The following is a 10,512-nucleotide window of genomic DNA, read 5'->3' on the forward strand; positions in this document are numbered from 1 at the left end:
GCCGGTACTGTCACCTACCTGCTTCAGGCATCCCGGAACAGCCAGGGCTGCGTGGCGCGGTGCTTGCCTTCGAAGGCCTTGATCGCGTCACTGTCCTGCAAGGTCAGACCGATGTCGTCCAGGCCGTTGAGCAGGCAGTGCTTGCGGAACGCATCGATCTCGAAGTGCAGCACCTTGCCGTCTGGACGGGTGACAGCCTGCGCTTGCAAGTCGATGGTCAGCTGGTAGCCCGGGTTGGCTTCGACCTGCTTGAACAACTCATCCACTTCCTCATCGCTGAGGATGATCGGCAGCAGGCCGTTCTTGAAGCTGTTGTTGAAGAAGATGTCGGCAAAGCTCGGCGCAATGATGCTGCGGAAACCGTACTCGTCCAGCGCCCAAGGGGCATGCTCGCGGCTGGAGCCGCAACCGAAGTTTTCCCGCGCCAGCAACACGCTGGCACCCTGGTAGCGTTCGTGGTTGAGCACGAACTCCTGGTTCACCGGACGCTTGCTGTTGTCCTGGTAGGGCTGGCCCACGTCCAGGTAGCGCCACTCGTCGAACAGGTTGGGGCCGAAGCCGGTACGCTTGATCGACTTGAGAAACTGCTTGGGGATGATCTGGTCGGTGTCGACGTTGGCACGATCCAACGGCGCGACGAGGCCAGTGTGCTGGGTAAAGGCTTTCATGCTGCGCTCCCTTGGATCAACTCGCGGACATCGATGAAGTGGCCGGTTACCGCAGCGGCGGCGGCCATGGCCGGGCTGACCAGGTGGGTACGACCACCGGCGCCCTGACGGCCTTCGAAGTTGCGGTTGGACGTCGAGGCGCAATGCTCGCCGCTTTCCAGGCGGTCCGGATTCATCGCCAGGCACATGGAGCAGCCTGGTTCACGCCATTCGAAGCCCGCCTCGAGGAAGATCTTGTCCAAGCCCTCACGCTCGGCCTGGGCCTTGACCAGACCCGAGCCCGGCACGACGATGGCTTGCTTGACGGTAGCGGCAACCTTGCGGCCCTTGGCGATGTCCGCCGCAGCGCGCAGGTCTTCGATCCGCGAGTTGGTGCACGAGCCGATGAACACGCGATCCAGCTGGATATCAGTGATCGCCTGGTTGGCGGTGAGCCCCATGTACTTGAGTGCGCGCTCGATCGAACCACGCTTGATCAGATCGGACTCGGCGGCCGGATCCGGCACGCGCTGGTCGACGGCGAGCACCATTTCCGGGGAAGTGCCCCAGCTGACCTGCGGCTTGATCTGTGCGGCGTCGAGTTCGACCACGGTGTCGAACACGGCATCGTCGTCGGAAACCAGGTCTTTCCAGGCTTCGACGGCACGCTTCCAGTCCTCGCCCTTCGGCGCATACGGACGGCCTTCGACATAGGCAACGGTGGTCGCGTCGGTAGCCACCAGGCCGACACGGGCACCGGCTTCGATGGACATGTTGCAGATGGTCATGCGGCCTTCCATCGACAGCTCGCGAATAGCGCTGCCGGCGAACTCCATGGCGTGGCCGTTGCCACCGGCAGTGCCGATCTTGCCGATCACGGCAAGCACGATATCCTTCGCGGTGACGCCGACAGGCAACTGGCCTTCGACGCGCACCAGCATGTTCTTCATCTTCTTGGCGACCAGGCACTGGGTGGCGAGCACGTGCTCGACCTCGGAGGTGCCGATGCCATGGGCCAAGGCCCCGAAGGCGCCATGGGTCGAGGTGTGCGAGTCACCGCAGACCACGGTCATGCCCGGCAAGGTGGCGCCCTGCTCCGGGCTGATGACGTGGACGATGCCCTGGCGCTCGTCGTTCATCTTGAATTCGACGATGCCGTATTCGTCACAGTTCTCGTCCAGGGTCTGCACCTGCAGGCGCGACACCTGGTCGACGATGGCCTCGATACCACCCTTGCGCTCTGGCGTGGTCGGCACGTTGTGGTCGGGCGTGGCGATGTTGGCGTCGATGCGCCAGGGCTTGCGATTGGCCAGGCGCAGGCCTTCGAAAGCTTGCGGCGAAGTCACTTCATGGATGATGTGACGATCGATATAGATCAAGGACGAGCCATCGTCGCGCCGTTTGACTTCGTGCGCATCCCAGAGTTTGTCGTAGAGCGTTTTGCCAGCCATCAGACTGTTCCTCATCAGCGTCTTTCTATGCCAATAACCCCTTGGCTTGTACGGACGATGCTATGGGGTTAGATTGAATAACTCAAATTCATAATTTTTATGCTTTGGATAACCAATAGGAATTCGAGCGCATGGACCTCGCCAACCTCAGCGCTTTCATCGCCATCGCCGAAACCGGAAGTTTTTCCGGCGCCGGTGAACGCCTGCACCTGACCCAACCCGCCGTCAGCAAACGCATAGCCGGCCTGGAGCAGCAACTGGATGTACGCCTGTTCGATCGCCTGGGCCGTGAGGTCACCTTGACCGAAGCCGGCCGAGCCCTGCTGCCTCGCGCCTATCAGATCCTCAATGTACTGGATGATACGCGCCGGGCCCTGACCAATTTGACAGGAGAAGTTACCGGGCGCCTGACCCTGGCCACCAGCCATCATATCGGCCTGCACCGCCTGCCCCCGCTGCTAAGGGCTTTCACCCGACAGCACCCTTCCGTGGCACTGGATATTCAGTTTCTAGATTCAGAAACGGCCTACGACGAAGTTCTCCATGGCCGCGCGGAAATCGCAGTGATCACCCTGGCCCCCGAGCCCCATCACCTGGTCCGGGCCGTTCCAGTGTGGGACGACGCCCTGGATTTCGTAGCGGCCCCGGAGCACGCCCTGGCCCTTGATAGCGATGTCAGCCTGGCCGATATCGCCCGCCACCCCGCCGTGTTCCCCGGCGGCAACACCTTTACCCACCACATCGTGCAGCGCTTGTTCGAGAGTCAGGGCCTGACGCCGAACATCGCCATGAGCACCAACTACCTGGAGACCATCAAGATGATGGTTTCAATCGGCCTCGCGTGGAGCGTGCTGCCACGTACTATGCTCGATGAACAGGTTGCACCCATCGCCTTGCCCGGCATACAGCTGTCGCGCCAGCTAGGCTACATTTTGCATACGGAACGAACGCTGTCGAATGCGGCAAAGGCGTTCATGGCATTGCTCGACAGCCACTCGGGGTCCGCCTGACCGTCCATCAGCCAGGCATTTCACTTACAAGGACGCTTCATCCGCCAAAGGTCTGGTACCGATGCCCAAATCAGCAAACCGCTTTCCGCGCCTGCCGCGCATCCCTGCGGTCGATCCCCAGGAGTCCGAGCAGGCCTGGCAGAATGCTCCGCAATTGCTCGCCGCGCTCAACGGCGCACGCCTGGGCGCATGGCTGTGGGATATCGAAACCGGCCGGGTGAGCTGGTCACGAGGCACGCAGGCGCTGTTCGGCTTCGATCCCCTGCGCCCGTTGCCCGCGGATATCGACTACCTGGACCTGCTGCCGGAGGAGGATCGCGCCCGCACCCGCCAGCTGTTCCACGCCGTGGTCAACGGCGAGCCCGTGGAGCAGGCCATGCGCCATCGCATCCGCTGGCCGGACGGCAGCCTGCACTGGCTGGAAATCAATGGCAGCCTGACCCATGATCGCCATGGCCGTCCACAGATGATCGGCGTGATCCGCGAGATCACCCGTCAGCGCGATCGCGAAACCGCACTGATCAACTCGGAAAAGCGCTTTGCCACCCTCTTCCACCTCAGCCCCAATGCCATCCTCCTGACCCGCCGCCACGATGGCATGATCTTCGAGGTCAACCAGCACTTCGAGGACATGTTCGGCTGGCCCGGCGCCCAGGTCGTCGGCAAGACCAGCGTGGAACTCGGTCTCTGGGTCCACCCCGAGCAGCGCCAGCAGGTACTGGAAGCCACTCGCAACAGTGGCAGCCCGGTGATCATGGAAGTCCAGTTCCGTGCCACCAGCGGCAACATCCACGATGGCATCCTCTGCACCCAGGGTATCGAGCTCGAAGGCATCACCTACCTGATCAGCACTTTTGTCGACACCACCGAGCGCAAGCGGGCCGAGCAGGCACTCAAGGACAGCCAGGAGCGCCTGGACCTGGCCCTGGACTCGGCGCAGTTGGGCACCTGGGACTGGCACATTCCCAGTGGCATGCTCTATGGCTCGGCGCGCGCCGCGCAACTGCACGGCCTTGACCCGGTGCCCTTCCATGAGTCCTTCGAAGCCTTCTTCGAAGGCGTACCCGAGGAAGAACGCAGCGTCATGCGTCAAGCCTACCGCAGCCTGCGCGAAGGACCGGCCGGTAACTACCAGATCACCTATCGCGTCCAGCTGGAGAACGGCGCATCGCGCTATATCGAAAGCCGTGCGCGGCTTTATCGCGACGAGCATGGCAACCCTCTGCGCATGGCCGGCACCTTGCTGGACATCACCGACCAGGTCGAGCGCGAGCAACGCCTGAGCGCCTCGGAAGAGAAGTTCGCCAGCCTGTTCCAGGTCAGCCCCGACCCGATCTGCGTCACTCACCAGGATACGGGCCAGTTCATCGAGATCAATCCAGCCTTCACCCAGACCTTCGGCTGGGACGCCGAACAGGTCATCGGGCGCACCGCCGAGCAGATCGGCCTCTGGGCCGAGTCGTCCGCGCGCGCGCAACGCATCGAACGGGTGATCCGCGATCAGGCCTTGAGCAATGTCGCGGTCGTGGTCAACCACCGCAACGGCTCACCACTGACCTGCGTGATTTCCAGCCGCCTGATCACCGTGGACAGCCAGCCCTGCAGCGTCACCACGCTGCGTGACATCACCCAGCAGCAGCGCGCCGAGGCGGCACTCAAGGCCAGCGAGGAGAAGTTCGCCAAAGCCTTCCACTCGAGCCCCGACGCCATCACCATCACCGAACGGCTCAGTGGACGCTATGTCGAAGTCAACGACGGCTTCTGCCGCCTGACCGGCTACAGCAGCATCGAGGTAGTGGGTCGTACCGTTTTCGAACTGGGCATCTGGGCCGACGACAAGCAACGGGCAGCCTTGCTTGCCGAACTCAAGGAGCGCGGCCGGGTACACCACCGGGAGATGCTCGGGCGCAACAAACGCGGAGACATCCTGACCGTCGAGGTGTCCGTCGAGCCGATCAGCCTCAATGAAACCGACTGCCTGCTGTTGACCGCCCGCGACGTCAGCCAGTTGAAGAACGCACAAGCGCAGATCCGCCACCTGGCCTACCATGACCCGCTGACCAACCTGCCCAACCGCGCCCTGCTGATGGACCGGCTCAGCCAGCAGATCGCCCTGCTCAAGCGCCACAACCTTCGCGGCGCCCTGCTGTTCCTCGACCTGGACCACTTCAAGCACATCAACGACTCTCTGGGCCACCCCGTCGGCGACACGGTATTGAAGATCATCACTGCCCGCCTCGAAGCCAGCGTGCGCCTGGAAGACACCGTGGCACGCCTGGGGGGCGACGAGTTCGTGGTCCTGCTCAGCGGTCTCGAGGGGAGTCGCGAGCACGTCGAGGGCAAGGTTCGCGAGTTGGCCGACACCCTGCGCGAACTGCTGGCCGAACCCATGTCGCTGGACGGCCAGCGCCTGCAGGTGACGCCGAGCATCGGCGTGGCACTGATTCCCGACCATGGCATCACCCCAGCCGATCTGCTCAAGCGAGCAGACATCGCCCTTTACCGCGCCAAGGATTCCGGACGCAATACCACCCAGCTGTTCCACACCACCATGCAAAAGGCGGCCAGCGAGCGCCTGCGCATGGAAAACGACCTGCGTCTGGCGCTGGCGCGCGGCGAACTGGCCCTGCACTTCCAGCCCCAGGTGGACGCCCGCGATAATCGCATCGTCGGCGCCGAAGTGCTCTTGCGCTGGCACCATCCGCAACTTGGCCAGCAAGCGCCCTCCCAGTTCATCCAGGTGCTCGAGGAAAGCGGCCTGATACTCGAGGTGGGTAGCTGGATCCTCGACGAAGCCTGCGACGCCTGCGCGCGCATGCTCGAGGACGGGCTGATCAGTGCCGACGATTTCAGTCTCTGCGTGAATATCAGTCCCCGGCAATTCCGCCAGAATGATTTCGTCGAACGAGTGCTACGCAGCCTGGACGACTATCGCTTGCCCAGGCGCATGCTCAAACTGGAGATCACCGAGGGCATTGTCATCCAGAACCTGGAAGACACCATCAACAAGATGCGTGAGCTCAAACGCTACGGGGTGAGCTTCGCCATGGATGATTTCGGCACGGGCTATTCGTCGCTGACCTACCTGAAGCGCCTGCCGGTGGATGCCCTGAAGATCGACCAGACCTTCGTGCGTGACGCGCCCAACGACCCCAATGATGCCGAGATCGTTCGAGCCATCGTGGCAATGGCGCGAAGCCTGGAGCTGGCGGTGATAGCAGAAGGTGTCGAACTGACGGAGCAACTGGAATTTCTCGAGCGACAGGGCTGTTACCTGTACCAGGGCTACCTGCACAGCCGACCGCTGCCCTTGCCGGAGTTTCGCCAGATCTTGCAGGAAACCCCGGCAGACTATTGATAGCGCCTTGCCTCTACGGGAGGGGTGTGCCCCATAAATGCGAAAGGGCACCCTAGGGTGCCCTTCCATTCACTTCACTGCATTCAATTCAGTGCAGCCTTTTCACCATTGATCGGAATACGCTTGGCCTTGGCTTCTTCCGGCACGATGCGCAGCAGGTCGATGCTGAGCAGGCCGTTAGCCAGACCGGCAGCTTTTACTTCAATGTGATCCGCCAGGCGGAACGACAGCTTGAAAGCACGCTGGGCGATACCCTGATGCAGATAGGTGACTTCGGCAGCGCCATTTTCGCGCTTGCCACCGGTAACGGTCAGGACGCCTTTTTCGACCTGAAGGTCGAGATCCTGCTCCTGGAAGCCGGCTGCAGCAACCACGATGCGATAGTGGTCATCGCCATGCTTTTCGACGTTGTAGGGCGGGTAGCTGCTACCGGCCTCATTACGTGCCGCGGATTCGAACAGGTCATTGAAACGATCGAAACCTACGGAATGGCGGAACAGTGGTGCGAGGGAGAAAGCGGTAGTCATGGTCATAAACTCCTGAGATTCAGCAAGTAAGTCACTACGCGACCCGACTTCGGCATCGCGTACTCAAGAGATAAGGTCAGGCAACGGACTTTCAAGGGCTCTCATGAAAAAATCTGCCCACCCCGCACGACGCAGCTGCACATCAGGCGACGCACTCGGTAAAAGAGGCCGTTTTCACTGGCTCGACACCCAACAGCCGGCTGATGCGGGCGCAGTCATCCTCGCGCCGCAACTCGGCGAACAACAACACCGCCTCCGGGTAGCTGCGGGTCAACATCGCCAACCACTGCTTCATCCGCCCGGGCGCATAACGCGGCGACAATTTGGCCTGCGCCTGGCGCCAGAACTCGCGCAGCAGCGGTAGCAGGTCGCTCCACACCATCGGCTGGTAGTCCCGCCCCTCGCGCGCTGCGGCGATCTGCAAGCCCAGATCCGGCCTCGACACCAGCCCGCGCCCGAGCATGATGTTTTCGGCGCCGCTGACTTCGCGGCAGCGTCGCCAATCATCGACGGTCCAGATCTCGCCATTGGCAAAGACCGGCACCTTGACCACATCCTGCACCCGCGCCACCCACTCCCAGTGAGCCGGCGGCTTGTAACCCTCTACCTTGGTTCGCGCATGCACCACCAGGTGCTGCGCCCCACCTTCGGCCAGCGCGATGCCACACTCCAGCGCACCATCCGGGCTGTCGAAGCCCAGACGCATCTTCGCCGTCACCGGGATCTGCGCCGGCACCGCCCGTCGAACTTCACGAACGATGGCATGCAGCAGCTCGGGCTCCTTGAGCAGCACAGCGCCCCCGCGAGACTTGTTCACAGTCTTGGCCGGGCAGCCGAAGTTAAGGTCGATTACCGGCGCCCCGAGTTCACAGGCCAGGGCGGCGTTGTCCGCCAGGCACAGCGGATCGGAGCCCAGCAACTGCACACGCATCGGCGTGCCGGCAGCCGTGCGCGCGCCGTTGCGCAACTCGGGTGCCAACTTGTCGAACGACGAAGGTGGCAGCAAGCGATCACAGACACGGATGAACTCGGTGACACACCAGTCGATACCCCCGACGCGGGTCAGCACGTCGCGCAGGATGTTGTCGACCAGCCCCTCCATGGGGGCCAGGGCAATTTGCATTTCAGGGTCCCGACGAGAAAAGGCGGCAGTCTAGCAAAAAATGCCCGTGGATCAGGCGCCGATCAGCGCCGGACCATAGCCCTCGATGAACTCGGCCGGCATCCGCCGAGGCTTGCCGCTGGACAGTTCGATACAGGCAAAGGTGGTTTGCGCGCGCAACAGGGTAACGCCGTCACGTGGGCGCTTGAGCTGAAAACGACGGGTCATGCGCAGGCGCTGATCCCAGTCGATGATCCAGGTGGCCAATTGCAGCTCGTCGTCTTCGTACGCCGCTGCCAGGTAGTCGATCTCATGGCGCACCACGGCCATTGCCCGGTCCAGACGACGGTACTCGGCCAGGTCCAGTCCCAGGCGCTGAGAGTGGCGCCAGGCGCAGCGCTCCAGCCAGGTGACGTAGACAGCGTTGTTGGCATGACCGAGGCCGTCGATATCCTCGGTGCCAACGCGAAGGTCGATGATGAATGGCGCTGCCAAATCCCAGCTCATGCCCGCTCCTGTAGTCAGTGAACGGGCAAAGTGTAACGGATGCTCAGGCGCTTTGCCGTGCCGGTTGCGTCGTACGCGCCAGCAGCTCGAGCACAGCCTGGGCCAGACGCGGGTCAGCCAGCACCCGTTGATGCCCACCTTCCTCCAGCAGCAACAGGCGACTGTCGAACCAGGCCTTGTGGATGAGCTGCGCCTCACTGGCCGCGACCAGCGCATCGTCGGCTGCATGAACCACCAGGCCAGGCAACTCGAGCTGGTAGCCACTGACATCCAGCCGATCGATCTGCACGCCCACGTCACGCTCGACCTGGCGGATGAAGGCTGCACGCGCCCGCCTGGGCATCCCCAGACGCCGGGCAAAACCGCGCAACACCCCGAGCAATTGAGCAGGTGCAGCAATGCTCACCGCCGACTCGGCACGCAAGCCCCACTGCAACGCCAACATGACACTGGCGCCACCCATCGAATGACCGATCACGGCGCGCAACGGCGGCAGCTCCGCCGCGGCCTCAAGCAGAGCCCGGGCGAACAGCACCACATGCGCCTGCTGCCCCGGCGAACGGCCATGGGCTGGCCCCTCCAGGGACACGACCGTGTGTCCTGCCTGCACCAGGGCTTCGATCAGCGCGGCAAACTGGGTGGGCCGCCCTTCCCAGCCGTGCATCAGGAGCACCGTCGGCCCCTTGCCCCAGCGCAAGGCCGAAAGACCGAAGCGCAGGGTGATACGCTCGGCCGAAGCCAATAGCGGCAACTCCCACTGCCGCGCAGGCAGGTTACGCGGCGTCATGAAGGCGCGCCGCATGCGCCCGGCGACATGCTCGGGGGCCAGATGGCCGAGGGTGCCGTTGACGCTGCGAATCCAGCTCAGGGTAGTCATCGCCGTACTCCAGAGTTGAGGTTGCTCAGATAACCGCCGACTTGGCGGCGCGCAGAATACGGTCGGAAAGTTCGGTAGCGCCCAGGGCTCGGGCCAGGGCCAGGCCGCCGACCATCAGGGCGAGGTCGGCGAACGCCTTGTCGATATCCTCGGGACGATCGACCATCTGCGCCGTCATAAGCTCGAGGTGTTCGGCCAACATTTCGCGAAAGGCTGCGGGCAAACGCTGCATCTCACCCAACGCGTTAGGCAAGGGACAGGCGTGCTCATGGGCATCACGGTGCTTGCGCGACAGATAGAAAGCTGCTGCCAGCGCACGACGCTCGGCACCAGACAGGCTGGGGTCGACCTGCGAAAGCAAGGCCCGTCGCTCACCGAGCAACTGGTCGAATGCCGCCAGCATCAATTCATCCTTGCTATCGAAATGGGCGTAGAAGCCTCCGACGGTGAGGCCTGCTGCAGCCATTACCTGACCTACGCTGGGGTCGGCTGGCCCCTGCTGGATCAGTGCGCTACAGGCGGCGTCGAGAATACGCTCGCGAGTCCGGGTCTTTTTATCGTTCATGGGCACCCCCAAATATGATGATCGAAATATTACGCATGTAATATTTTCTGGCAAGCGAAATCGCGTACCGCTGATCGGGCACCTGGAAGATTAAGGAGGTAGAAAAACAAAAGGCCCATTCAATAATCGAATGAGCCTTTGAAGTCCCGTAAAACACGGGTAAAAATGGCGTCCCCTAGGGGACTCGAACCCCTGTTACCGCCGTGAAAGGGCGGTGTCCTAGGCCACTAGACGAAGGGGACGTAACCTTCGTGCCGATCCGTTTTCACGAACCGTGGCAGATTGGTGGAGCTAAGCGGGATCGAACCGCTGACCTCCTGCATGCCATGCAGGCGCTCTCCCAGCTGAGCTATAGCCCCGAAACAAAACAAAAAGCTCACTCAACAGTCGAATGAGCCTTTCAACCCCGCAAAACGCGGGAAGAAATGGCGTCCCCTAGGGGACTCGAACCCCTGTTACCGCCGTGAA

General features: G+C 62.5%; 9 protein-coding genes and 2 tRNA genes. 2 read left to right on the forward strand and 9 right to left on the reverse strand.

Annotated elements, in window-relative coordinates; all coding sequences use genetic code 11:
- Positions 1–23: 23 nt before the first annotated feature.
- A complete protein-coding gene (gene leuD / locus F6X62_RS10360) occupies positions 24–668 on the reverse strand; it encodes a 3-isopropylmalate dehydratase small subunit (protein WP_125930419.1) in 645 nt (214 codons plus the stop codon).
- The gene (gene leuC, locus F6X62_RS10365; RefSeq protein ID WP_153773429.1) at positions 665–2,098 is read right to left on the reverse strand and encodes a 3-isopropylmalate dehydratase large subunit; all 1,434 of its coding nucleotides are present in this window, start codon (positions 2,096–2,098) and stop codon (positions 665–667) included. Before leuC ends, leuD begins: the two co-directional genes overlap by 4 nt.
- Positions 2,099–2,229: 131 nt before the next feature.
- Here leuC and F6X62_RS10370 point away from each other — a divergent pair, with 131 nt between their 5' ends.
- Together F6X62_RS10370 and F6X62_RS10375 are read left to right on the forward strand one after the other, a co-directional pair.
- Entirely contained in the window at positions 2,230–3,108 is an 879-nt protein-coding gene (locus F6X62_RS10370; protein ID WP_054893095.1) for a LysR family transcriptional regulator, read from the forward strand.
- Positions 3,109–3,169: 61 nt separating this feature from the next.
- Positions 3,170–6,466 (forward strand): bifunctional diguanylate cyclase/phosphodiesterase, encoded by a 3,297-nt coding sequence (locus tag F6X62_RS10375; RefSeq protein ID WP_153773430.1) that lies wholly within the window; start codon positions 3,170–3,172, stop codon positions 6,464–6,466.
- Between the two features lie 83 nt (positions 6,467–6,549).
- Here the strand turns inward: F6X62_RS10375 and F6X62_RS10380 are convergent, their stop codons facing one another.
- The 7 genes from F6X62_RS10380 to F6X62_RS10410 form a co-directional block, all read right to left on the reverse strand.
- Complete coding sequence (locus tag F6X62_RS10380; protein WP_054893093.1) at positions 6,550–6,993, reverse strand: Hsp20 family protein; 444 nt, start codon at positions 6,991–6,993, stop codon at positions 6,550–6,552.
- 142 nt (positions 6,994–7,135) lie between these two features.
- On the reverse strand, positions 7,136–8,116 hold the full coding sequence (locus F6X62_RS10385; RefSeq protein ID WP_054893092.1) for a tRNA-dihydrouridine synthase: 981 nt from the start codon (positions 8,114–8,116) through the stop codon (positions 7,136–7,138).
- A gap of 51 nt (positions 8,117–8,167) precedes the next feature.
- Positions 8,168–8,602 (reverse strand): thioesterase family protein, encoded by a 435-nt coding sequence (locus tag F6X62_RS10390; RefSeq protein ID WP_054893091.1) that lies wholly within the window; start codon positions 8,600–8,602, stop codon positions 8,168–8,170.
- Positions 8,603–8,645: 43 nt separating this feature from the next.
- Positions 8,646–9,479 carry an alpha/beta fold hydrolase gene (locus F6X62_RS10395; RefSeq protein WP_153773431.1) on the reverse strand — a complete coding sequence of 278 codons (834 nt, stop codon included), beginning with the start codon at positions 9,477–9,479 and terminating at the stop codon, positions 8,646–8,648.
- Positions 9,480–9,504: 25 nt separating this feature from the next.
- Positions 9,505–10,044: a TetR/AcrR family transcriptional regulator gene (locus tag F6X62_RS10400; protein ID WP_054893089.1), complete on the reverse strand. Its 540-nt coding sequence runs from the start codon at positions 10,042–10,044 to the stop codon at positions 9,505–9,507.
- Positions 10,045–10,210: 166 nt separating this feature from the next.
- Positions 10,211–10,286 (reverse strand) — tRNA-Glu (locus F6X62_RS10405).
- Positions 10,287–10,327: 41 nt separating this feature from the next.
- Positions 10,328–10,403: transfer RNA gene (locus F6X62_RS10410), tRNA-Ala, on the reverse strand.
- Between the last annotated feature and the right edge of the window lie 109 nt (positions 10,404–10,512).

It is taken from the genome of Pseudomonas sp. MNR3A (assembly GCF_009650575.1).
Classification (GTDB): Bacteria; Pseudomonadota; Gammaproteobacteria; order Pseudomonadales; family Pseudomonadaceae; genus Aquipseudomonas; species Aquipseudomonas machongensis.

Coding starts and splice junctions, on each gene's coding strand:
- F6X62_RS10375 (WP_153773430.1), top strand. CDS start 3,170: ATGCCCAAATCAGCAAACCGCTTTCCGCGCCTGCCGCGCATCCCTGCG.
- leuD (WP_125930419.1), bottom strand. CDS start 668: ATGAAAGCCTTTACCCAGCACACTGGCCTCGTCGCGCCGTTGGATCGT.
- F6X62_RS10385 (WP_054893092.1), bottom strand. CDS start 8,116: ATGCAAATTGCCCTGGCCCCCATGGAGGGGCTGGTCGACAACATCCTG.
- F6X62_RS10400 (WP_054893089.1), bottom strand. CDS start 10,044: ATGAACGATAAAAAGACCCGGACTCGCGAGCGTATTCTCGACGCCGCC.
- leuC (WP_153773429.1), bottom strand. CDS start 2,098: ATGGCTGGCAAAACGCTCTACGACAAACTCTGGGATGCGCACGAAGTC.
- F6X62_RS10395 (WP_153773431.1), bottom strand. CDS start 9,479: ATGACTACCCTGAGCTGGATTCGCAGCGTCAACGGCACCCTCGGCCAT.
- F6X62_RS10380 (WP_054893093.1), bottom strand. CDS start 6,993: ATGACTACCGCTTTCTCCCTCGCACCACTGTTCCGCCATTCCGTAGGT.
- F6X62_RS10390 (WP_054893091.1), bottom strand. CDS start 8,602: ATGAGCTGGGATTTGGCAGCGCCATTCATCATCGACCTTCGCGTTGGC.
- F6X62_RS10370 (WP_054893095.1), top strand. CDS start 2,230: ATGGACCTCGCCAACCTCAGCGCTTTCATCGCCATCGCCGAAACCGGA.